This is a genomic window from Sphingomonas arabinosi (assembly GCF_036663715.1).
Classification (GTDB): domain Bacteria; phylum Pseudomonadota; class Alphaproteobacteria; order Sphingomonadales; family Sphingomonadaceae; genus Sphingomonas.
In genome coordinates, this window is the sequence record NZ_JAXOJN010000005.1 from 121360 (window position 1) to 142559 (window position 21200).

The window sequence follows — 21200 nt, forward strand, 5'->3', positions numbered from 1 at the left end:
TCAGGGCACCACCGTCGTGAACAGATAGGCGGCGAAGATCACGAGGTGGACGACGCCCTGCAACACCGTCGTCCGCCCGGTACCGAGCGACAGCGTCGCGACGAACAACGACAGCGCGAGCAGCGTCATGCTCTTCGCATCGATGCCGAGCGCAATCGGCAGGTCGAGCACCAGCGACACGATTGCGACGCTCGGGATCGTCAGGCCGATGGTGGCCAGCGCAGAACCGAGAGCGAGGTTGAGACTGGTCTGCAGCCGGTTGCGCCGTGCGGATTTGTACGCGGCGAGGCTTTCGGGCGCGAGCACCAGTGCGGCGATGATCACGCCGACCACGGTCAGCGGCAGGCCGGCGCCGATGACTGCGGCTTCGATCGTCGGCGACAGCGTCTTGGCGAGCAGCACCACCGAGACGAGTGCGACCAGCAACGCGGCGAACGCGATTCCGGTCGCGCGGCCCGATGGCGGCGCGGCATGATCGTCCTTGTCGTCGGTCGAGGGCAGGAAATAGTCGCGGTGGCGCACCGTCTGGACCAGCACAAACGTTCCGTAGAGGACCAGCGACACTACCGCGACGAAGATCAACTGCGACGATGCGTAGGTCGGCCCCGCCGTCGACGAGGTGTAGTTCGGCAGGATCAGCGATAGAACCGCCATCGCCGCGAGCACGCCGAGCGCCGCGGTCATGCCCTTCAACGTGAAGCGCTGCTCATGATGCCGAACCGCACCCGCCAGCAGGCAGAGGCCGATGATGAAGTTGAGGATGATCATGATCGCCGCGAACACCGTGTCGCGCGCGAGCGTGGCCGCGTCGCCGGCGTTGGACAGCATCAGCGAGACGATCAGCGACACTTCGATCACGGTGACCGCGATGGCGAGGACGAGCGTGCCGAACGGTTCACCGACCTTATGCGCGATGACCTCGGCGTGATGGACGGCAGCGAGGACGCTACCGATCAGGACAATCACGGCCGCCGCGGTACCGAGCGTGCCCATCTTGGCGAGCCCGATCAGGACCGCGACGAGGCCAAGCCCCGGGGCGATCAGCGTCCAGATCGGGAGCGCCAGGCGGTCCGGCATCGTCTCCGCCACGTGTTCTGTCGGTCGGTCGGCCACTTCGATCGTCATGCATGCTCCCTCGTTCCACTTGGATAACGAATGCGTGACGGGCGATAAGGGTCCGAGTCGGGGCGATTGCGGTTCCAGGGCGATTGGATAGGTTGCGGTGATGTTGGCTCCCGATCTTCGCGAAACGCTGGTCAAGGTGGCGGCGGCGATGCGTGAAGCGCAGGACCCGTGTTGGATAATTTCCAGCGCGGCGGTGGCGCTCCACGGTGTCGAGCCGGTCGAGGTTGGCGATGTCGATGTGGTGATGAGCGTGGGCGATGCCCGGCGACTCATGGATGGGCTCGGGGTCGCTCCGATCGAGGATGGCGCGAGTTCGCTTGTTCGGTCGACCCTGTTCGGGCGGTAGAAAACTCCGCCCTTGGTCGTCGAGATCATGGCGGGGTTCCATGTTGCTACGTCGGCTGGGTGGACGAAGGTTTTACCGAGGACGCGCGTACCGATCTTCGTCGAAGGGTGCGCTGTCTATGTGTAAGAGCGCGCGGAGTTAGCCGGGATGCTCAGGCTGTTCGGGCGTCCGAAGGATCTGGAGCGGGATCGGCTTTTGACCTGAGCACCGTAGTGGCGGCGCCGGCCGCACGCGGGTCACGACGTCGTCTCCGCGGACTCTACAAGGTCCCCTAGATAGAAGGGATGCCAATGGCGTTGTGGGTGAAGACGGAGCGTATCGACCGTTCTTCATGGGTCAGGTCACATCCTACCGTTCCCCCGCGAAAGCGGGGGTCCAGGAGTCACGACCGCTATCGCTTGGTACCCTGGGCCCCCGCCTTGGCGGGGGAACTGTCAGAAGAGTAGCCAGCACTTGAGCGGCAAAACGAAAAAGGGCGCCGATCGCTCGACGCCCTTTCCCGTATTTCGAACCAACCCCGCGCTTAAGCAGCGTCGCCGGTCTTCTTCTTCTCGGCATAGACGCGGATCGGTTCCTTGCGACCTTCGATCACGTCCTTGTCGATCATCACCTCGTCGACGCCGTCCATGCCGGGCAAGTCGAACATCGTGTCGAGCAGAATGCTCTCCAAGATCGAGCGAAGCCCGCGCGCGCCGGTCTTGCGTTCGATGCCCTTCTTGGCGACCGACACCAGCGCGTCGTCGGTGAAGCCGAGCGCGACGTCCTCCATCTCGAACAGCTTCTGGTACTGCTTGACCAGCGCGTTCTTGGGTTCCTTGAGGATCTTCACCAACGCGTCGACATCGAGATCCTCGAGCGTCGCGATCACCGGCAAACGGCCGACGAACTCGGGGATAAGCCCGAACTTCAGCAGATCCTCGGGCTCGACCGACTTCAGCGTCTCGCCCGTCTTGCGCTCGTCCGGCCCCGCGACATACGCGCCGAAACCGATCGACTTGCCCTGGAGACGATCGCCGATGATCTTCTCGAGGCCCGAGAACGCACCGCCGCAGATGAACAGGATGTTGGTCGTGTCCACCTGCAGGAATTCCTGCTGCGGATGCTTGCGCCCGCCCTGCGGAGGAACCGAGGCCGTCGTGCCTTCCATCAGCTTCAGCAGAGCCTGCTGTACGCCCTCGCCCGACACGTCGCGCGTGATCGAGGGGTTCTCGGCCTTGCGCGAGATCTTGTCGATCTCGTCGATGTAGACGATGCCGCGCTGCGCCCGCTCGACGTTGTAGTCGGATGCCTGGAGCAGCTTGAGGATGATGTTCTCGACATCCTCGCCGACGTAACCGGCTTCGGTCAGCGTCGTCGCATCGGCCATAGTGAACGGGACGTCGAGGATGCGGGCGAGCGTCTGCGCGAGCAGCGTCTTACCGCAGCCGGTCGGGCCGACCAGCAAGATGTTCGACTTGGACAGCTCGACATCGGCACCCTTGGCGCCGTGGTTGAGCCGCTTGTAGTGATTGTGCACCGCCACCGACAGCACGCGCTTGGCGCGCTTCTGGCCGATCACGTAATCGTCGAGGACGTCGCAGATCTCCTGCGGAGTCGGCACGCCGCCATCCTTCTTGGACACCAGCGCGGACTTCGTCTCCTCGCGGATGATATCGTTGCAAAGTTCGACGCACTCGTCGCAGATGAACACGGTTGGACCCGCGATCAGCTTGCGTACCTCATGCTGCGACTTGCCGCAGAACGAGCAATAGAGGGTGCTCTTCGAATCGCCACCGCTCAGCTTCGTCATTCAATCACCTCTCGCGCATGTCGGTGCACGTGCCGTTTCCGGGGCCGCTACCGTAACGCACCCCGGAGTTCCTACAATCAAATAAACCGGCAGGGTTTACGATTCGCCCCATGCCGGTGTCGGTTAAGCGGGTTTTGCCGCATCATCCGCTGGTGCCGGACGCTTGTCGAACACCTCGTCGACCAGGCCGAAATCCTTCGCTTCGTTCGCTTCGAGGAACGTATCGCGGTCCAGCCGGCGCTCAATCTCCTCGATCGGCTGGCCGGTATACTGCGAATACAGCTCGTTCATGCGCTTGCGGATTCGCAGGATCTCGCGAGCCTGAATCTCGATGTCGCTGGCCATGCCCTGTGCACCACCCGATGGCTGATGGATCATGATCCGCGCGTTGGTCATCGCGACGCGCATGCCGGGCTCGCCGCTCGCGAGCAGGAAGCTGCCCATCGAGGCTGCCTGGCCGATGCACACCGTGCCGACGCGCGGACGGATGTACCGCATCGTGTCGTGGATCGCCATGCCCGCCGTGACGACACCGCCCGGCGAGTTGATGTACATGAAGATGTCCTTCTTCGGGTTCTCCGACTCGAGGAAGAGCAGCTGTGCGGTGATCAGCGAGGCCATGCCGTCCTCGACGCCGCCGGTCACGAAGATGATGCGCTCGCGGAGCAGGCGCGAGAAGATGTCGAACGAACGCTCGCCGCGGTTCGACTGCTCGATGACGATGGGAACCAGGCCTGCTTGCGTCTGCTGCAGGCCGAGCCCGGCGCTGACCAATGGGCTCGCAAAGTCGCCGGTCTCGAACGGATTATGCATGAAAATCTCTCTTATGCCCCAATGAACCGCTAACATCGGCGGTCGCGGTGGGGAGTTCAAGCCCCGCTTAACCGTGTGCCGGGACAGCTTTCCCTTGCCCCTCTGGGGAGAGGGAGGGACCCGCACGCACTTGCGGGTGGGAGGGTGAGGGGATGTTGGGATCCGCCAACCACCCCTCACCCTCCCGTCGCCAACTGGCTCCTCCTTCCCTCTCCCCGCAGGGGCGAGGGACTTAGATGCCTGGTGCGGGGTGCCCCAGATAGGCGAGGCGCCGTACCTCGCGACGGCCGCGAACGACCGTGTCGAGAATCAGGCCGGTGAATACGTTGAGCGCCGCGAAGATGCCGAGGCCGGTGATCAGGATCGCGGTCGGGAAACGTGGCACCTGATGGATCTCGATATAGGTCAACACCAGCGGGATGCCGAGGATCAGCGCGAGCAGTCCGAACACGGTGCCAATCGCGCCGAAGAACCACAGCGGCCGCTCGATCCGGTACAGCGTCATGATCGTGCGGAGGATGCGCCATCCGTCGACATAGGTGCTGAGCTTCGATTCGGAGCCTTCTGGGCGCGCGTAATAGGGCGTCTCGACCTCGCCGATCGGCATTTTGAGTTCGAGCGCGTGGACGCTGATCTCGGTCTCGATCTCGAAACCGGCGGACAGCGACGGGAAGCTCTTCACGAACCGGCGCGAGAACACGCGGTAGCCGGAGAGGATGTCGGTGAAGCTGCGGCCGAACAGGCGCGCGAGCATGCCGGTGAGCAGCGCGTTACCGAAGCGGTGGCCGCGGCGATAGGATTCCTGGACCTGGCTGATGCGTGAACCGACGACCATATCAAGCTGCTCTTCGAGTACGCGCTCTACTAGGTTCGGGGCGGAGGCGGCGTCGTAGGTCGCGTCGCCGTCGGCCATGACGTAGATGTCGGCGTCGATGTCGGCGAACATGCGGCGGACGACCGCGCCCTTGCCCTGAATCCGCTCGGTCCGGACTACGGCACCGGCGGCGCGCGCGACCTCGATCGTGCGATCGGCGCTGTTGTTGTCGTAGACGTAGATGGTGGCGCCCGGCAGCGCGCCGCGGAAGCCGGCGATCGTCTGGGCGATCGCGGCTTCCTCGTTGTAGCACGGGAGCAGGACGGCGATTCTCGGTTCGGTCATGCCCTGCCCCACGGAGTTGAAAGACGACATCGGAGATCGAGCAGCGGTCGAAACGTCAGTCAACGCACCATCCCAAAACGCACTTCCCCGGCGGAGGCCGGGGCCCAGTTGGGGAGGGTCCATAACGGAGCATTGCGCGCCGTTACAGCTACCTTTCCAACTGGGCCCCGGCCTGCGCCGGGGAAGTAGCCCGATTAGGGGTCGAGCGCCTCAGCCATGAGGCGCTCGGAGAAGGCGTTAAGCCTCAGTCTTCGTCGCGGCCTTCTTGGCAGCTGGCTTCTTCGCGGCCGGCTTCTTCGCCGGTGCGTCGGCGGCCTCGGTGCCCTCTGCGTTCTCGGCAGCAACCGGCGACGATTCCGTCACGGCCGTCTCGGCCTCGACAGGAGCCGCCTTCTTCTTGGCAGGTGCCTTCTTCGCAGGCTTAGCGTCTTCCGCTGCGTCCGAGGCAGGCGCCTCTTCCGTCACGGCGTCGTCCGAAGCAGCGGTCTTTTTCTTGGCGGCAGCCTTCTTCTTCGGCTTGTGATTGTCGTGATCATGCGTGTGCGTGCCGCTCGCGAACCCGTCCTCGCTTTCGATCGCAGCCTCAAGCTCCTCGCGCGTGGCTTCGCGGTCGGTGATCTCGGCCTTCTCGAACAGGAAGTCGACGACCTTGTCCTCGTACAGCGGCGCACGCAGCTGGGCGGCCGCCATCGGCTCCTGCTGGACGTACTGCACGAACTGCTGGCGCTGCTCGGCGGGATACTGCTGAGCCGCCTGCGCGAGCAGACGCTGCATTTCCTGGTTCGAAACCTCGACGCCGTTCGCCTGGCCGATCTCGGACAGGAGCAGGCCGAGGCGCACGCGACGCTCGGCGATCTTGCGGTAATCGTCGCGCTCGCCTTCCATCTCGGCCATCGCGGCCTCGGGGTCGGCCTCGTGCGTGGCTTCGTGCTGGAGCTGCGACCAGATCTGGTTGAACTCGGCTTCGACCATCGACGGCGGAACCTCGAAGTCGTGCCCTTCCGCGAGCTGGTCGAGCAGCTTGCGCTTCATGTGCGTGCGCGTGAGGCCGTTATGCTCCTGCTCGATCTGACCCTTGAGCAGTCCCGTGAGCTGCTCAAGGGTCTCGAGACCCAGTGACTTGGCCAGATCCTCGTCGATCTTGCTCTCGCCCGCGGTCTTCACCGACTTGACGGTGATGTCGAACGTCGCCGGCTGGCCTGCGAGCGACTTCTCCTGATATTCCTCGGGGAAGGTCACGTTCAGGACCTTGTCGTCGCCGGTCTTCACGCCGACGAGCTGATCCTCGAAGCCGGGGATCAGACGCCCCGCGCCCAGCTCGACGCCCATGTCGGTGCCGGTGCCACCCTCGAACGCGACGCCGTCGGCGGTCTTGCCGACGAAATCGACGGTGACGAGGTCACCCATCTTGGCGACATAATCGTTAGCGGCGTCGTCCCACTTCTTCTGCTGATCGGCGAACTTCTGGAGCTGCTCGGTGACCGCCTCGTCGGCGACGGGCACGGTCAGGCGCTCGAGCTTCAGGCCGTCGATCGCGGGAGCGGGGACCTGCGGCAGGACCTCCATCTCGACCTTGACCACGGCGTCCTTGCCGAGGTCATAGCCGTCTTCCAGCTCGACCGAAGGCTGCATCGCGGGGCGAAGCTGCTTCTCGGCGACGAGCGACTGGACGCCCTCCTGGATCGCTGCGTTCAGCGCGTCCTGGGTCAGCGCCGGGCCGTGCATCTTGCGGATGAGGTTCGCCGGCACCTTGCCCGGACGGAAGCCCGGCATCTTCATCTGCGGCGCGAGGCGCTTCAGCTCGACATCGACCTTGGCATCGATATCCTTCGCGGTGATGGTGAGCGTAAAGGCGCGCTTGAGGCCCTCGTTCAACGTCTCGACAGTCTGCATGTCCGGCCTTTGTTATAAGAGCATTCGGGATAATTCGTCGGGCGGTCGCCTCGCCTGCGCGGCGGGCTGGTGCGGGCGAAGGGACTCGAACCCCCACATCTTGCGATACTTGGACCTAAACCAAGCGCGTCTACCAGTTCCGCCACGCCCGCACAGGACATCGCCGTAGCGGGCGCGTCTATACCAACGATGTATGCGGGGGCAAGTACATAGGCAACTTCCCGAGGCAACCGTGCTCGATTACGGGCGTTGAGCATCCAGAAGGAGAGACATCATGGCTACCCAACCCCCGGCAGAGTTTCCGACGCCCACGTCGCCCGTCGAGCCGACCGCGCCGCCGCCCGAGTTTAATCCGCCCGCACCGGACGTCGACTTTCCTGCGCCGGGCACGCCGTCGAACGATCCCGCACCCGTCCAGCCGGAGTTTTGACCGTGAGTGATCCGCATTCCGGCACGAACCCCGAAACGCTCCCCGAGGAGCGCGACGAGGATACCCGTAGCGACATCGAACAGGCGGTCGAGTCCCGCTCCGACGCGGTCGAGCGCGGCGAAGGCGGCGACGAACCCGAGACGTTCACCGACAGCGGCCTGCACGATGGCGTCGGTGGCACGGGCGGTGTCGTGAAGAACCAGGACAACGACGCGCAATAAGCCTGCGTCAGCAACCATACAGGCGGGAGTGGCTATCCATACGGCGTCACTTCCGCCAGTCAGGACCCGATAATCTCCCCCATTCCCAACTTCGCCGAGCACCAGAGCCTTTATATAGCGCTCGGGGTCGCCGTATTGCTGCTGATCGTAGCGCAGCGCATCCTCATCATCCGAACGCTCGTCAACGTCGCGATGACGCTGGTATTGGTCGGAATGCTGTTCATAGCAGTCGACCAGCGGCGCCAGTTCGATCCGTACATCGGCAAGATCGCCCGGTTCCTGAAGATCGAGGACCAGCAGGTGGTGGGCGGCGAGGTTCGCATCCGCATGTCGCCGGATGGGCATTTCTGGGCACGCGCGACGATCGACGGGGTGAGCCAAAGGCTGCTGATCGACAGCGGAGCGACGATTACCGCGATCTCGGACAAGACGGCGGAGGCTGCGGGGATCGACGCGCGGGTCGGGCTGGTGCCGATCGTGTTGCAGACCGCCAATGGGGCTATCGCGGCGAAGACGGGGAAGATCGCCGAACTGTCGCTGGGCGCTATCGTTGCGCGGGACTTGCAGGTCGTGGTGTCGCCGGCGTTCGGCGCGACGAACGTGCTGGGGATGAACTTTTTGTCGCGGTTGGCGTCTTGGCGGGTGGAGGGGGATACCCTGATCTTGGTGCCGCATCATCCTCAGAAGGTTGAGGGGTAAGGCTGGTTAAGCCCTGCCCTCTCCCTCGCCATCGTTTTGAATCCGACTGACCCAAGAGTACCACCACCCCGGCGGAGGCCGGGGTCCAATTGGAAAGGTCGTAGTAACGAGGCGTCGCCCTCCGTTAGCGACGTCCCCCATTTGGGCCCCGGCCTTCGCCGGGGTGGGGCGTGTTGGAGATAGGCGAACTACACTTTTGCTAGTTCCCTCGCGAACGCGGGGGCCCAGGAGTCAAGCAGCGCGGCGCGTCGTTACCCTGGGCTCCCGCCTTCGCGGGAGAACAGGGGGGGCGGGAAAGCGGAAGGGCGGGAGCGGTTGGGCCTCCGACTGCCGGCTTACGGAGCCACCGACTCCCCTAGCGCGCCCTTCAGTACCTCGTTCACCACGGCGGGGTTGGCCTTCCCCCCCATCGCCTTCATCGTCTGGCCGACGAAGAAGCCGAACAGCTTGTCCTTGCCGCCGCGATAGTCGGCGACCTTGTCTGCATTCGCCGCCATCACCTCGGCAATGACCTTCTCGATCGCGCCGGTATCGCTGGTCTGCTTCAACCCGCGATCCTCGACCACCTTGGCGGCGCCGTCGCCGGTTTCGAGCATCACTTCGAACACCTGCTTCGCCAAGCTGCCCGACAGCGTGCCGTCCGCGATCAGCCCCAGCAGTTCCGCTGCCTGAGCAGGCGAGACCGGTGAGTTTTCAATGTCCTTGCCGGTCCGGTTCAATGCTCCGAACAGCTCCGACGTCGTCCAGTTTGCGGCCGCCGCCGGCTTCGCGCCTGCGTCGAGCAATGCGTCGAACCAGCGTGCCGCCTCGACCTCGGCGGTCAGAACGGTCGCCTGATACGGCGCTATCCCGAGCGCCTCGTACCGCGCGCGCTTTGCGTCCGGCAGTTCCGGCAGCGACGCGCGGCACTCGGCGAGGAACGCGTCGTCGAGAACCAGCGGCAACAGGTCGGGATCGGGGAAGTAGCGGTAATCATGCGCATCTTCCTTCGACCGCATCGAGCGCGTTTCGTTGCGATCGGGATCGTAGAGCCGCGTTTCCTGGACGATCTTGCCGCCCGCCTCGAGCACCTCGACCTGGCGCTTGGCCTCCTGCTCGACCACTGCCATCACGAAGCGCACCGAGTTGACGTTCTTCGTCTCGGTCCGCGTACCCAGTTCGTCGCCGACCTTCCGCACGCTGACGTTGACGTCGGCGCGCATCGAGCCCTCTTCCATGTTGCCGTCGCACGATCCGACATAGCGCAGGATCGATCGCAGCTTTCGCAGGTAAGCGCCTGTTTCGGCTGGCGATGCCAGATCGGGCTTCGAAACGATCTCCATCAGCGCGACGCCCGAGCGGTTCAGATCGACATAGGACTGGGTCGGATGCTGGTCATGCATCAGCTTACCGGCATCCTGCTCGACATGGATGCGCTCGACGCCGATCCGCTTGCCGGCGGCGTCGGGGTTCTTGTCGTCGAGGCTGATGTCGATCGCCCCCTCACCCACGATCGGATGGTAGAGCTGGCTGATCTGATAGCCCTGCGGAAGATCGGCGTAGAAATAGTTCTTCCGGTCGAACCGCGACCATTTGTTGATCTGCGCCTCGATCGCCATGCCGGTGCGAACCGCCTGGCGGATGCACTCGCGGTTCGGCACCGGCAGCATGCCCGGCATCGCCGCATCGACCAGCGACACCTGGGTGTTGGGCTCCGCGCCGAACGCGGTCGCCGCGCCCGAGAAGAGCTTGGCGTTCGACGTCACCTGCGCGTGCACTTCGAGGCCGACCACGACCTCCCACTCGCCGGTTTCGCCCTGGATACGATAGTCGCTCATGTTACCACCAAGCCTCTGGTCGCGCGGTAAATCCTGCCCGCTGTTCGATCGCGAGCCCTGCGTTCAGCACGCCTTGTTCGTCGAGCGGCTTGCCGATGATCTGAAGCCCGAGCGGCAGCCCCTGCTTGTCGAGACCACCCGGCACCGACATCGCCGGCAGCCCTGCGAGCGACGACGGCACGGTGAAGACGTCGTTCAGATACATCGCGATGGGATCGGCCGACTTCTCGCCGAGCGCGAACGCTGCGGAAGGCGCGGTCGGGGTGAGCAGGACGTCGCATGTTTCCCACGCCCGTTCGAAATCGCGCGCGATCAGCGTCCGGACCTTCTGCGCCTGCGTATAATACGCGTCGTAGAAGCCGGCCGACAGCACGTACGTGCCGATCATGATGCGGCGCTTCACCTCGGGGCCGAAGCCGTCGGCGCGCGTCGCGGCGTACATGTCCTGTAGGCCGGCGCCGGTCGGCAGGTCGCGGAGCCCGTAGCGGACGCCGTCATAGCGCGCGAGGTTCGACGACGCCTCGGCGGGGGCGATGATGTAATAGGCGGGCAGCGCGTATTTGGTGTGCGGGAGCGAGACCTCGACGATCGTCGCGCCGGCGTCCTTCAGCCAGGCGATGCCCTGCTGCCAGAGCGCCTCGATCTCCTCGGGCATCCCGTCGACGCGATACTCCTTGGGAATGCCGACGCGCAGGCCATTGAGATTGGCGGACAATCCTGCTTCCCATTTCGGCACGTCGAGCTGCAACGAGGTGCCGTCCTTCGCGTCGAACCCGGCCATCGCCTCGAGCAGGATCGCGCAATCCTTGACGTCGCGTGCCATCGGCCCGGCCTGGTCGAGCGACGAGGCGAACGCGATCGTTCCCCAGCGCGAGCAGCGGCCATAGGTGGGCTTGATCCCCGAGATGCCGGTGAAGGCGGCGGGCTGGCGGATCGAACCGCCGGTATCGGTGCCGGTCGCGCCGGGGCAGAGCCGCGCCGCGACTGCCGACGACGAGCCACCCGACGAACCGCCGGGGGCGAGCGAAGCGTTGTCCCCCACTCCGTTGGCCCCGTTACGCTTCCACGGGCTGATCACGTTGCCGAACGCCGACGTTTCGTTCGACGAGCCCATCGCGAACTGGTCCATGTTCAACTTGCCGAGCATCCCCGCGCCCGCGTCCCATAGGTTCTGCGAGACGGTCGACTCGTAGGTCGGCGTGAAGCCTTCGAGGATGTGGCTCGCCGCGGTCGTCGTGACTCCCTTTGTGCAGAACAGGTCCTTCATGCCGATCGGCACGCCGGCCAGCGGCTTTAGCGTTTCGCCGGCTTCGCGCGCGGTGTCGGCGGCGGTGGCGGCGGCGATCGCGTGGTCTGGCGTCTCGACAAGAAACGCGTTCAACGCCTTGGCCTGGCTGACTTTCACGATGAACGCGTCGGCGACTTCGCGCGCCTTGAAGGCGCCATCGCGGACGCCGTCACGGATCCCTGCGATGCCTAGATCTGTGAGGTCGGTCATGCTTTTGATTCCTGGATCCCCGCCGGCGCGGGGATGATCGAATGATAACGTACCGTGATCATTCGATCACCTTCGGCACGGCGAAGAACCCGTGCTCTGCCAAGGGCGCATTCGCGAGGACCTGCTCGCGGATGCCGCCGCCGGTCAGCGGGTCGGCGTTGACGACGTCGTCGCGCAGCCGCAGCGTGTTGGGGATGACGGCGGTCATCGGCTCGACGCCGGTCGTATCGACCTCGCCCAGCATCTCGATCCAGCCAAGGATGTTTCCGAGTTCCGGCGCCATGCGGGCGGCGTCCTCGTCGGTGATCGCGATGCGCGCAAGGCTCGCGATCCGCTTCACGGTTGCAGTATCTACGGACATGGCCTGCGGCTAGCACCGCGCAGCGCGAGGGCGCAACATCTTTGGCGTGGGTGCTTCAGGCTGGCCGATTGAAATAGAGGGCGTTCGCAGTTCTTCTCCCCTCCCTGGAAGGGGGGCGGGGGTGGGTCGGCCCGCTCGTGTCGCCGACGTTCGATGATACGGAACCCTACCCACCCCCAGCCCCTCCCTTTCAGGGAGGGGAGAAGAGTTGCGACCATGATAACCGATGCGCGCGTGCAGAATGTTGCCGCCCTTCTGCGTATCCTCCCAGTTCGCCGGAGCGGCGCTCCCCTCCCTGGAAGGGAGGGGTTGGGGGTGGGTCGGTCCGCTCGTGTCGCCGACGTTCGATGATACGGAACCCTACCCACCCCCGGCCCCTCCCTTCCAGGGAGGGGAGAAAAACCGCGACAGAAACGCACCGATTGCAACCTTCACCCGCTTACGGCACGGGAGCCCCAACGCCTGCACGGAAGGTCCCGCTTGGCCCGCAAGTTTCTCTATTTCGTCGCCGCGATGATCGTTCTCGCGATCGCCGCTCTGCTCGCCTACCGCCTGTTCGGCACGCAATTGATGCGCGCGGTCATGGTCCCGAGCGAGACGTTCCAGGCGCAACGCGAAGCTCCGCGCAACATCTATGCGCGCAAGATCATGTGGCTCGCGCGTCCCGACGCGCCCGGCAATCCCGCGCTCTGGACGCCGCCCGGCTACACGGTCGGAACGCCCGGCAAGGGCGCGGCGATCTTCTTCATCCACCCGACCTCGTACATCAATCGCGACCACTGGAACGCGCCGATTGACGATCCGGAAACCAACGCGCGGGCGGAACTCTTCCTGCGAGGGCAGGCGAGCGCGTTCAACGAGGCCGGCGACATCTGGGCGCCACGCTATCGCCAGGCGACGTTCGGCGCGTTCCTGACGAGCGTCGCGGATAGCGAACGCGCGCTGGCGCTGGCGTATGGCGACGTCTCCGCCGCGTTCGACCGGTTCCTCAAGGAAGCCGGCCCGACGCGCCCGATCATCCTCGCCGGGCATAGCCAGGGCGCGCTGCACCTGACCCGCCTGCTCCGCGACCGCGTCGCCACCGACCCTAAACTGAAGGCGCGGATCGTCGCGGCCTATGTCGTCGGCTGGCCCGTCTCGCGCGCGACCGACCTGCCGCGCATGGGCCTGCCCGAATGCCGCGCCGTCGACCAGACCGGCTGCATCCTGTCGTGGGAAAGCTTTGCGGAACCGGCCGATCCGTCGCTGATCGTCGAAACCTACGACCAGACCACCGGCTTTAACGGCCAACCGCGCAAGGGCACGCCGATCGTCTGCACCAACCCGCTGACCGGCACCGCCGACGCGACCGCGCCCGCCACCGCGAACCTCGGCACGCTCGTTCCGTCCGCCGACCTCAGGACTGCGACGATGGCGGTCGGCAACGTTCCCGCCCGCTGCGCCGACCGCGGTTTCCTGCTGATCGGCGAAGGGCCGAACCTCGGGCCGTACGTGCTGCCGGGCAACAACTACCACGTCTACGACTACAGCCTGTTCTGGGCGAACATCCGCGCCGACGCCAACCGACGCCTGAAGGCTTTCGCGCAATGATTACGCTTTCCGCCGCGCAGTTCCGCGACGCGCTCCCGAACGGCGGCCGGCTGATCGGGCTCGATGTCGGCAGCAAGACGATCGGCACCGCGCTGTGCGACGCCGGGTGGTCGTTCGCGAGCCCCGCGCTCCTGATCCGCCGCACCAAGTTCCAGAAGGACAAGGCCGCGCTGGCGGAGATCATCAAGGCGCAGGCGGTCGTCGGGCTGGTCATCGGCCTGCCGATCAACCTCGACAGCAGCGAGAGCCCGCGGTCGCAATCGACGCGGGCCTTCGCACAGAATCTCAAGGACATGGGGCTCCCGATCCTGCTCCAGGACGAACGCTGGTCGACCGTTGCGGTCACCCGCACGCTGATCGAACAGGATGCGAGCCGCGCCAAACGCGCCGAACTCGTCGACAAGATGGCTGCCGCGTACATCCTCCAGGGCGCGATCGACGCGCTGGTGACGGCGCAGATCTAGCGGGCGACGCGGTAGAGCGTGGAGTTGCCGTTGGTCCATATCACGCGGAGATCGCGTGTTTTCGCGGCACCGGGCGGGAAGCCGATCGTCCATACGTGCGTGAACGCCGCGCGCGGGAAATGTGCGATCGCGGTCGCGAAGTCGGACCCGATCTCCGGACAGATCGACGGGTAGACGCTCTGGCTGGGGTCGACGGTATAGGGTGCGGCGACCGCGTATTGGATATGCAGCGCCTGCTGACCGTCGATCGCCCATTGCTCGTTGGTGAACGCGTCGCGTCGGACGATCGCAAGCCCGGGAAGATGATCGCGCCGCAGGTCGGTCCACGCACCGCCGCAGGGGCGCGCGACCAACGACAGCACCGCGGCGCCGTGGGGCATGGTTGCGATGGCGCCCAACTCGCGCTGTTGCTCGGCGGAGCGTTCGACGAAGCTCAGCGTCGTGCCGGCCAGGCGCAGCATCATGAATGCGGTGGCCATCACGGCCAAGGTGCGCGCCGCGGTGACGTCCCGCGGCGCGATCGCGATCAGTCCCAGCATCGCGGCCGTGGGGGCGATCCGCATGTCGACATAGGCGCCTCCCATCAGCACCCGCGGGAGAACGACGAACGCCGCCAGACACAGCAGAGCGGGTATGCCGAGCAGCGGCGAGAACCCCAGACGGGGACTGCGCATCCCGGCATACAGCATGCCGATCACCGGCAGCAGCGACAGCAGGTCGAACCACTGCCAGCGATCGCGGAACAGCGACAGGAGCCATATCATCTTCACCGGCGCGTCGAACCAGTCCTCGGCTCCGAGCCCGCCCCCTGCTCCCGCGGACATGAGCATGACGAGGAGCGGTGCCGTCAACGACAGGCACTGGACCGCCGCGCCGACCAGCGCCGCCGGCCAGCCACGCCCCGCCGCACGCAGCCGCGCGACATCGGCGCCTGCCGCCATCAAACCCAACAGACCCCAGCCGAAGCTGTGTGAAATCCACACGGCACAGGCGATCGGTACGAACGATATCGCTCGCGCGATCAGACGATCCTGCCGCCCCAGCCGGATCCACAGCGCCAGTCCGCAGAGCGCCAACGCCTGCGACAAGGCGAAATTGACGAAGCCGAACTGGAATGGCCATGCATAGGCGAGCGGCAGTGCGAACATCGCGGTCGGCGGCACGCGGCCATGCGCCTCGCGTGCGGTCCACAACAGTCCGCCGACAGTGAGCACCGGGATCGCGATCACCGCCAGCTTGGTCGCGACTTCGAACGGGAACAGGTGCGACAGCGCCGGGACGAGCAGGTCCATGCCGAGATTCGGGATCAGCGCCCAGCGATAGGCGTAATAGCGCTGGAGATCGGGCGAGGTCGGCAGCGCCATCGCGATATGCCAGCGGCCCATATGCCCCGGCAGGTCGCCAAGCGGAGGCAGCGCGGGCCATAGCAAGGGCACCGCGGACGCCATGACCAGCGCCAGCGCGAACCACCGCGTTTCCCACCATCGCCCCATCGTACGCGCCGCCGTATCGTGCATCATGCCCCCGTTCGCCTCCGCCGTGCCATGCCCGAGCTAAAATTCGGGTTAACCACGACGAATGGAACCGACCGCATCGGTGGCGCTTGCCCCCTGCCCCCGCCCCCACTATCCCGCAGCTTTAATGCGAACCTCAGATCACCGCCCCGCCGCCCTCATCGAAGGCGGCGCCGTCTTCCCGCACCGGCACCTCACCGGTATCGACGGGCTTCAGCCACACGAGATCGCGTTCCTGCTCGACGAGGCGGAGACGTGGGTCGAGGCGAACCGCACGCATGCGACGCCGGACAAGCGGCTCGCGGGTCTTACCCAGATCAACGCGTTCTTCGAAAACAGCACGCGCACGCTGCTGTCGTTCGAAATCGCCGGCAAGCGGCTGGGCGCCGACGTCGTCAACATGCACGCGGCGCAGTCGAGCGTGAAGAAGGGCGAGACGCTGATCGACACCGCGATGACGCTCAACGCGATGCGCGCCGACGTGATCGTGATCCGGCATATGTCGAGCGGCGCAGTGCGGCTGATCGCGGACAAGGTCGATTGTCCCGTCCTGAACGCGGGCGACGGGCGCCACGAGCATCCGACCCAAGCTTTGCTCGATGCGCTGACGATCCGCCGCCGTAAGGGCGCCATCGCCGGCCAGCGCGTCGTGATCTGCGGGGACCTGCTGCACAGCCGGGTCGCGCGGTCTAACATCCTGGCGCTCACCGCGCTCGCCGCCGAGGTCCGCGTGTGCGCGCCCTCGACGCTGATGCCGCCGATGATCGAGCGGATGGGCGTCACCGCGTTCACCGATTTTGACAAGGCGCTGGAGGGTGCGGACGTGGTGATGATGCTCCGGCTCCAGAACGAGCGGATGGACGGGGCTTACGTGCCATCGACGCGCGAATATCGTCTCCGCTACGGCTTGACGCTCGACCGGCTGGCGAAGGCCGCGCCCGATGCGTTGGTAATGCATCCCGGCCCGATGAACCGTGGCGTCGAGATCGACTCCGCCGTGGCGGACCACGCACGCTCGGCGATCACGGAGCAGGTCGAGATGGGGGTTGCCGTCCGCATGGCCTGCCTCGACGTGCTGACCCGAAGAGCACGCGGCGTGGAGGGTTGGGCATGATCCTCGCAATCACCAACGCAACGCTCGTCTGCCCCGTCGGCGGCGTGTCGAAGGGCAACATGCTCATTCGCGATGGCGTGATCGTCGCGACCGGTATCGTCGACATCCCGTCGGACGCCGAGATCATCGACTGCGCGGGCAAGACCATCGCCCCCGGGATCGTCGATCTCGGCGTGGCGAAGGTCGATCGTGCGGCTTTCCGCGCAGGCGGGATCGTGCGGATCGGCCTCATGCCCGATCAGTCGCCGGTGCTGGACGACCCCGGCATCGTCCAGCGCGCCGCGTTGATCGGCAAGCCCGACCTCTGGATCCACCCGATCGCCGCCGCCACGCGCGGGCTCGAAGGCCACGACCTTGCCGAAATGGCGATCTGTCTCTCCGCAGGCGCCAAGGCGGTCGGCACGGGCAAGCACTGGATCGCCGACAGCGGGGTGATGCGCCGCGTACTGGCTTATGCACACGACCTGGACGTGACGGTGATCGCGCACGCCGAGGATGGTGGACTGACGGCAGGCGCGGTTGCGACCGAGGGCGAGACGGCGACGCGGCTCGGCCTGCCCGCCGCGCCGGCGGTTGCCGAGGCGCTCGCGATCGCGCGCGACCTGATGCTCGCCGAGGATACCGGCGCGCGTATCCACATCCGCCAGGTGACCACGGCGGCCGGGTTCGACCTGATCCGTGCGGCCAAACGTCGTGGCGTCGCGGTAACGTGCGGCATCACGCCGGCGCACCTGCATCTATCGGAGATCGCGGTCAGCGACTTCCGGTCGTTCGCGCTGCTATCGCCGCCGCTGCGTGCCGAGCATGATCGACGCGCGGCGCTGGACGCCATCGCCGACGGGACGATCGACGTGCTGTGTTCGGGACACGAGCCGCGCGGCCCGGAGGAGAAGCGGCTGCCGTTCACCGATTCGAGCAGCGGGATGGCCGGTGCGGAGACGTTGCTGCCGCTCGCACTGATGCTGGTGCGCGACGAATTGCTGACATTGGAACGCCTGTTCGCGTTGCTGGCCAGCAACCCGGCGCGGGTACTCGGCCTCGATACGGGGACGCTGGAGGCAGGGAAGCCGGCCGACCTGATGCTGTTCGACCAGCAGGCTCCATGGCAGATCGTCGGGGATGCGTTCGAGGCCGAGGCGGGTAATACGCCGTTCGATGGCCTGCCGGTGCAGGGGCGCGTGTTGCGCTTGTGGAAGGGTGGACGCGAGGTTCGGTAAGGCCATACTAGACTTCAGCGCTGACGTGCCACCCCGGCGGAGGCCGGGGCCCAATTGGTGAGGCTGGAGTAACGGCACGCAGCGCTCAGTTAACAACGTCTCCCAATTGGGCCCCGGCCTTCGCCGGGGTGGTGTGAAGGGCGGGCGGTGCGTTCGAGGCGGAAGCGGGGAATACACCGTTCGATGGCTTGCCGGTGCTGGGGCGCGTGTTGTGCTTGTGGGAGGGTGAGCGCGAGGTTCGGTGGGGACACCCTCACGGGCCACAGTGCACCACCCCGGCGGAGGCCGGGGCACAATTGGCAAGTCGGCGTAACGATGCGTCGCCTTCTATCAGGGACGTTTCCCAACTGGGTCCCGGCCTTCGCCGGGGTGGTGTTGGTCGAAGCGGTGGGACGAACAGCCGCCCTTACCGCGACGCCATCTGTGCCATCTGCATCCCGGGTTTGCGCAACCACTGCGCCATTACGTCGCCCGCGCCCTGGCGGACGAAGCAGGCGCCGCCCTTGGCACGGTACTGGCGGCACAGGGTTTCCGCCGTCGAACGACTGAACCCTCCGACCGAGGGGCGGTAAACATCCTCGCCGTTCGCCTTGAACGTCATGCCGTTCGGCGAATGCCCGGTTAGCATCGGGAACCGGCGCGAGGCGCGGTTCCAGGCGTCCTTGGCCACGCTTGCGCTGTCGAACGCACCGCGCTGGACGTACCAGGTGCCCGTCTCCGGTGCCTTCACCTGGTATGCCGCGGTCGCCGTGCCGCTTCCGGGCGACGCGGACGCTGATGCGAGCTTGACCGGGTCACCCGCCGGACGGAGCATGATCGCGGGCAAGGCTTGGACGATCCCCTGTCGCGGTCCGAGCGATATTTTCGAAAGACCGGCAGCGGAGGCCGAAACGACCCCGACCGGGGCGGCTCCGACCTGCGCAACGACCGGATCCGCCGCCGCCAAGGCTTGTTACGGAACACTGGGCCCGGCCGGTGCACCGCGGTTCAACGCAAGCGCGACCGGCTGCCCCGTGTCCGCCACCGCCCGTACGCCGAGCAGGGATGCTACCTGATCCGACGCGGTCGTCGGCTGTGCGAACAGCGCCCATTGCTCGATGCGCGCATCGACGTCCGCGGGTGCCAGGTCGGCCTCCGCGACGACGCGCGCCTCCTGCCAGCGACCGGCCAGTGCATAGCTCAGCGCGAGATTCTGACGGACCTTCGCACTCGTTGCGGGCGAACGAGCGACTTCGGTCAGCAACGCGATGCCGCCCGCCGTATCCCCCGACAACGACAGCGCCAGGCCACGATCGATCGCCGGAACGGTCGCCGCGTTGGCCTCGAGCGTATGCCGGGCTGCCTGCCAATCCCCGGTTGCGACCTGCGACAGGGCAAGGTTGAGCGCGGCTTTGCCGTTGCCCGGCGATAGCTCCAGCGTATCCGCGAAGGCGCGCAACGCCGACGTGAAGCGGCCGCCCTGCAGATAGCTCTGGCCGAGCAGCATGCGATACGTCGCGGACAGCGGCGCATGCGCCACCGCGCGCTCGGCATAGCCGATCGCGACCGCAGCCTCGCGGCGGGCGAGTGCCGTCTTCGCCTTACCGGCGTCACGTGCCACGGCTCTGGCGGCAAGCGCGTTGCTGCGATCGCTGACCGATGCAATGCGGTCGCTATTGGCTGCACAGCCGACCATCGTGCCACCGAGCAGGAGGGCGGAAATGCCACCAAGAAGAAGCGCGCGCGTGTTCATCGGGAGGATCCCTGTTCTGACGAATAGGCCTGTCTGACGAATAGGCTTGGTCGGCGGCAGTAGCGCGACGCGCGAACCCATTTCCGGCAAGGATTGGAGAAGGACGTCGAGTGCCGTTCAAGCCGACGCTCTGCCTGGACCGCGAGATGACCGGTCATGTCTTGCGCGATCCTCCCCTGTACGATGCAAACGCCAGAACGCGCATAAGTCCCCGACCTCCGGTATTCTCACGCCGGTTGCCATGGCGGGGTCTAAGAAGCGGTTAACGCGACTTCATAACGACTTACCGACCGAAGATGGTCCGCGAGGGAACGGTCGCCCTTTGCCTTGCGGGACGAACGACGGCATGGTGACGGTCGGACGGTATGAGGGATGGCGATGACGGTTGGGCGTAAGCTTTTGGTGGGTGCGGTCGCGTTGAGCGGGATGCTGGCCGCCGTCCCTGCGTCTGCCGATGTGCAGGCTGGCGATGTGAAGGCTGGGGTCGATGCCTGGGCGAAGGGCGACTATCCGCGCGCGATCACCGAGTGGCGCCCGCTGGCGGTGGCGGGCGATGCCGATGCGCAGTTCAACCTGGCGCAGGCGTACAAGCTCGGTCGCGGCGTCCCGCTCGATCCCGCGCTGGCCGAGAGCTGGTTCCGCAAGGCCGCGCTGCAAGGCCATGTGCAGGCCGCCGACAATTACGGCCTTGCCCTGTTCCAGGCGGGCAAGAAGACGGATGCGCTGCCCTGGTTGCAGAAGTCGGTCGCGCACGGGGAGCCGCGGGCGCAACTCGTGCTGGGGACGATGCTGTTCAATGGCGATGCCGTGTCGCGCGATTTTCCGCGGGCCTATGCGCTGATGACGCGGGCCTCGGCGTCGGGGCTGCAACCCGCCTCCCAGGCGCTGGCGCAGATGGACGAGTATATCTCGCCGACCGACCGCGAGAGGGGCACTGCGCTGGCCCAGCAATATGCGGTGCAGTCGACGCCCCAGGGACCGGGCGAGGGACCGGCCCAGGGGACGGCTCGTGCGACGATCGGGCAGACGCCGGTGGCGCCCTCACGGATCGTCGACACGCCTCGCCCGTCCAAGCTGCCGCCGAGTTCGCTTCCTGCTCGCGTTCCCGGGCCTACGCGGGAGGCGGCACCGGCTAGGCAGGCGCAGTCCGGGCTTGCGCCTGTGCGTCCGACGGGCAATTGGCGCGTACAGCTCGGCGCGTTCCGGGATCAGGGCAATGCGGAGACGCAGTGGAGCAAGGTTCGCGGCAAGCTGCGCGGTGCACAACCCTTCTACGCAAAGGCCAACGGCGTCACGCGGCTCCTGGCTGGCGGTTTCGCGTCGAAGGCGGACGCGACGCGGGCCTGCTCGGCGGCGGGCGTGCCGTGCGTGATCGTCGCGCCCTGACGGGATGCGCTGGAATCTCATACTCATAGCGA

20 protein-coding genes and 1 tRNA gene are annotated in these 21200 nt (G+C 66.1%); 9 read left to right on the forward strand and 12 right to left on the reverse strand.

All coding sequences use genetic code 11. The features are described 5' to 3' along the window. Entirely contained in the window at positions 1–1125 is a 1125-nt protein-coding gene (locus tag U1708_RS10475) for a calcium:cation antiporter (RefSeq protein WP_332745374.1), read from the reverse strand. 100 nt (positions 1126–1225) lie between these two features. On the opposite strand from U1708_RS10475, the gene U1708_RS10480 reads away from it, so the two are divergent. After that, positions 1226–1471 (forward strand): hypothetical protein, encoded by a 246-nt coding sequence (locus tag U1708_RS10480; RefSeq protein ID WP_332745376.1) that lies wholly within the window; start codon positions 1226–1228, stop codon positions 1469–1471. 523 nt (positions 1472–1994) lie between these two features. Here the strand turns inward: U1708_RS10480 and clpX are convergent. The 5 genes from clpX to U1708_RS10505 all read right to left on the reverse strand — a co-directional run bounded on the left by clpX (position 1995) and on the right by U1708_RS10505 (position 7277). Next, positions 1995–3260, reverse strand: a complete 1266-nt coding sequence (clpX, locus tag U1708_RS10485; protein WP_056048170.1) for an ATP-dependent Clp protease ATP-binding subunit ClpX — start codon at positions 3258–3260, stop codon at positions 1995–1997. A 123-nt stretch (positions 3261–3383) separates the two neighbouring features. Next, entirely contained in the window at positions 3384–4073 is a 690-nt protein-coding gene (locus tag U1708_RS10490; RefSeq protein ID WP_332745381.1) for an ATP-dependent Clp protease proteolytic subunit, read from the reverse strand. 232 nt (positions 4074–4305) lie between these two features. Continuing rightward, positions 4306–5232: a glycosyltransferase family 2 protein gene (locus U1708_RS10495; protein ID WP_332745383.1), complete on the reverse strand. Its 927-nt coding sequence runs from the start codon at positions 5230–5232 to the stop codon at positions 4306–4308. Positions 5233–5469: 237 nt separating this feature from the next. Then, positions 5470–7125: a trigger factor gene (gene tig / locus U1708_RS10500; protein ID WP_332745385.1), complete on the reverse strand. Its 1656-nt coding sequence runs from the start codon at positions 7123–7125 to the stop codon at positions 5470–5472. Between the two features lie 67 nt (positions 7126–7192). Further along, positions 7193–7277, reverse strand: a tRNA-Leu gene (locus tag U1708_RS10505). A gap of 122 nt (positions 7278–7399) precedes the next feature. On the opposite strand from U1708_RS10505, the gene U1708_RS10510 reads away from it, so the two are divergent. The 3 genes from U1708_RS10510 to U1708_RS10520 all read left to right on the forward strand — a co-directional run bounded on the left by U1708_RS10510 (position 7400) and on the right by U1708_RS10520 (position 8475). Continuing rightward, positions 7400–7555, forward strand: a complete 156-nt coding sequence (locus tag U1708_RS10510) for a hypothetical protein (RefSeq protein ID WP_307085924.1) — start codon at positions 7400–7402, stop codon at positions 7553–7555. A gap of 2 nt (positions 7556–7557) precedes the next feature. Beyond that, on the forward strand, positions 7558–7776 hold the full coding sequence (locus U1708_RS10515) for a hypothetical protein (RefSeq protein WP_332745389.1): 219 nt from the start codon (positions 7558–7560) through the stop codon (positions 7774–7776). A gap of 135 nt (positions 7777–7911) precedes the next feature. After that, complete coding sequence (locus U1708_RS10520; protein ID WP_332745391.1) at positions 7912–8475, forward strand: retropepsin-like aspartic protease family protein; 564 nt, start codon at positions 7912–7914, stop codon at positions 8473–8475. 335 nt (positions 8476–8810) lie between these two features. Here U1708_RS10520 and gatB read toward each other — a convergent pair whose 3' ends face one another. Genes gatB through gatC form a run of 3 tightly spaced genes read right to left on the reverse strand, consistent with a single transcriptional unit; the run spans position 8811 to position 12151 of the window. Next, on the reverse strand, positions 8811–10292 hold the full coding sequence (gene gatB / locus U1708_RS10525) for an Asp-tRNA(Asn)/Glu-tRNA(Gln) amidotransferase subunit GatB (protein ID WP_307085928.1): 1482 nt from the start codon (positions 10290–10292) through the stop codon (positions 8811–8813). 1 nt (position 10293) lies between these two features. After that, positions 10294–11790, reverse strand: a complete 1497-nt coding sequence (gene gatA / locus U1708_RS10530) for an Asp-tRNA(Asn)/Glu-tRNA(Gln) amidotransferase subunit GatA (protein WP_332745394.1) — start codon at positions 11788–11790, stop codon at positions 10294–10296. Between the two features lie 58 nt (positions 11791–11848). Beyond that, positions 11849–12151, reverse strand: a complete 303-nt coding sequence (gene gatC / locus U1708_RS10535) for an Asp-tRNA(Asn)/Glu-tRNA(Gln) amidotransferase subunit GatC (protein ID WP_332745396.1) — start codon at positions 12149–12151, stop codon at positions 11849–11851. 480 nt (positions 12152–12631) lie between these two features. Between gatC and U1708_RS10540 the strand changes: the two genes are divergently transcribed. Further along, positions 12632–13741 (forward strand): DUF3089 domain-containing protein, encoded by a 1110-nt coding sequence (locus U1708_RS10540; RefSeq protein WP_332745398.1) that lies wholly within the window; start codon positions 12632–12634, stop codon positions 13739–13741. After that, positions 13738–14205, forward strand: coding sequence for a Holliday junction resolvase RuvX (gene ruvX / locus U1708_RS10545; protein ID WP_332745401.1), 468 nt, complete (start codon positions 13738–13740; stop codon positions 14203–14205). The genes U1708_RS10540 and ruvX overlap by 4 nt, the downstream gene beginning before the upstream one ends. Here the strand turns inward: ruvX and U1708_RS10550 are convergent. Then, positions 14202–15725, reverse strand: a complete 1524-nt coding sequence (locus U1708_RS10550; protein ID WP_332745402.1) for a hypothetical protein — start codon at positions 15723–15725, stop codon at positions 14202–14204. The genes ruvX and U1708_RS10550 overlap by 4 nt on opposite strands. 121 nt (positions 15726–15846) lie before the next feature. Here U1708_RS10550 and U1708_RS10555 point away from each other — a divergent pair, with 121 nt between their 5' ends. Both U1708_RS10555 and U1708_RS10560 read left to right on the forward strand, forming a co-directional pair. After that, positions 15847–16833 (forward strand): aspartate carbamoyltransferase catalytic subunit, encoded by a 987-nt coding sequence (locus tag U1708_RS10555; RefSeq protein WP_332745404.1) that lies wholly within the window; start codon positions 15847–15849, stop codon positions 16831–16833. Then, a complete protein-coding gene (locus tag U1708_RS10560; protein WP_332745407.1) occupies positions 16830–18050 on the forward strand; it encodes a dihydroorotase in 1221 nt (406 codons plus the stop codon). The genes U1708_RS10555 and U1708_RS10560 overlap by 4 nt, the downstream gene beginning before the upstream one ends. Positions 18051–18456: 406 nt before the next feature. Here U1708_RS10560 and U1708_RS10565 read toward each other — a convergent pair whose 3' ends face one another. Further along, positions 18457–18864, reverse strand: a complete 408-nt coding sequence (locus U1708_RS10565; RefSeq protein WP_332745409.1) for an SPOR domain-containing protein — start codon at positions 18862–18864, stop codon at positions 18457–18459. A gap of 138 nt (positions 18865–19002) precedes the next feature. Then, positions 19003–19782 carry a tetratricopeptide repeat protein gene (locus U1708_RS10570; protein WP_332745411.1) on the reverse strand — a complete coding sequence of 260 codons (780 nt, stop codon included), beginning with the start codon at positions 19780–19782 and terminating at the stop codon, positions 19003–19005. 378 nt (positions 19783–20160) lie between these two features. Here U1708_RS10570 and U1708_RS10575 point away from each other — a divergent pair, with 378 nt between their 5' ends. After that, entirely contained in the window at positions 20161–21168 is a 1008-nt protein-coding gene (locus U1708_RS10575; RefSeq protein ID WP_332745413.1) for an SPOR domain-containing protein, read from the forward strand. The last annotated feature ends 32 nt before the right edge of the window (positions 21169–21200 follow it).

What these genes read in the sequence shown, in the direction of transcription:
- U1708_RS10475 (WP_332745374.1), bottom strand. Translation starts at nt 1,125, where the DNA reads ATGACGATCGAAGTGGCCGACCGACCGACAGAACACGTGGCGGAGACG.
- U1708_RS10480 (WP_332745376.1), top strand. Translation starts at nt 1,226, where the DNA reads ATGTTGGCTCCCGATCTTCGCGAAACGCTGGTCAAGGTGGCGGCGGCG.
- clpX (WP_056048170.1), bottom strand. Translation starts at nt 3,260, where the DNA reads ATGACGAAGCTGAGCGGTGGCGATTCGAAGAGCACCCTCTATTGCTCG.
- U1708_RS10490 (WP_332745381.1), bottom strand. Translation starts at nt 4,073, where the DNA reads ATGCATAATCCGTTCGAGACCGGCGACTTTGCGAGCCCATTGGTCAGC.
- U1708_RS10495 (WP_332745383.1), bottom strand. Translation starts at nt 5,232, where the DNA reads ATGACCGAACCGAGAATCGCCGTCCTGCTCCCGTGCTACAACGAGGAA.
- tig (WP_332745385.1), bottom strand. Translation starts at nt 7,125, where the DNA reads ATGCAGACTGTCGAGACGTTGAACGAGGGCCTCAAGCGCGCCTTTACG.
- U1708_RS10510 (WP_307085924.1), top strand. Translation starts at nt 7,400, where the DNA reads ATGGCTACCCAACCCCCGGCAGAGTTTCCGACGCCCACGTCGCCCGTC.
- gatB (WP_307085928.1), bottom strand. Translation starts at nt 10,292, where the DNA reads ATGAGCGACTATCGTATCCAGGGCGAAACCGGCGAGTGGGAGGTCGTG.
- gatA (WP_332745394.1), bottom strand. Translation starts at nt 11,790, where the DNA reads ATGACCGACCTCACAGATCTAGGCATCGCAGGGATCCGTGACGGCGTC.
- gatC (WP_332745396.1), bottom strand. Translation starts at nt 12,151, where the DNA reads ATGTCCGTAGATACTGCAACCGTGAAGCGGATCGCGAGCCTTGCGCGC.
- ruvX (WP_332745401.1), top strand. Translation starts at nt 13,738, where the DNA reads ATGATTACGCTTTCCGCCGCGCAGTTCCGCGACGCGCTCCCGAACGGC.
- U1708_RS10550 (WP_332745402.1), bottom strand. Translation starts at nt 15,725, where the DNA reads ATGATGCACGATACGGCGGCGCGTACGATGGGGCGATGGTGGGAAACG.
- U1708_RS10555 (WP_332745404.1), top strand. Translation starts at nt 15,847, where the DNA reads ATGCGAACCTCAGATCACCGCCCCGCCGCCCTCATCGAAGGCGGCGCC.
- U1708_RS10560 (WP_332745407.1), top strand. Translation starts at nt 16,830, where the DNA reads ATGATCCTCGCAATCACCAACGCAACGCTCGTCTGCCCCGTCGGCGGC.
- U1708_RS10565 (WP_332745409.1), bottom strand. Translation starts at nt 18,864, where the DNA reads ATGCTCCGTCCGGCGGGTGACCCGGTCAAGCTCGCATCAGCGTCCGCG.
- U1708_RS10570 (WP_332745411.1), bottom strand. Translation starts at nt 19,782, where the DNA reads ATGAACACGCGCGCGCTTCTTCTTGGTGGCATTTCCGCCCTCCTGCTC.
- U1708_RS10575 (WP_332745413.1), top strand. Translation starts at nt 20,161, where the DNA reads ATGACGGTTGGGCGTAAGCTTTTGGTGGGTGCGGTCGCGTTGAGCGGG.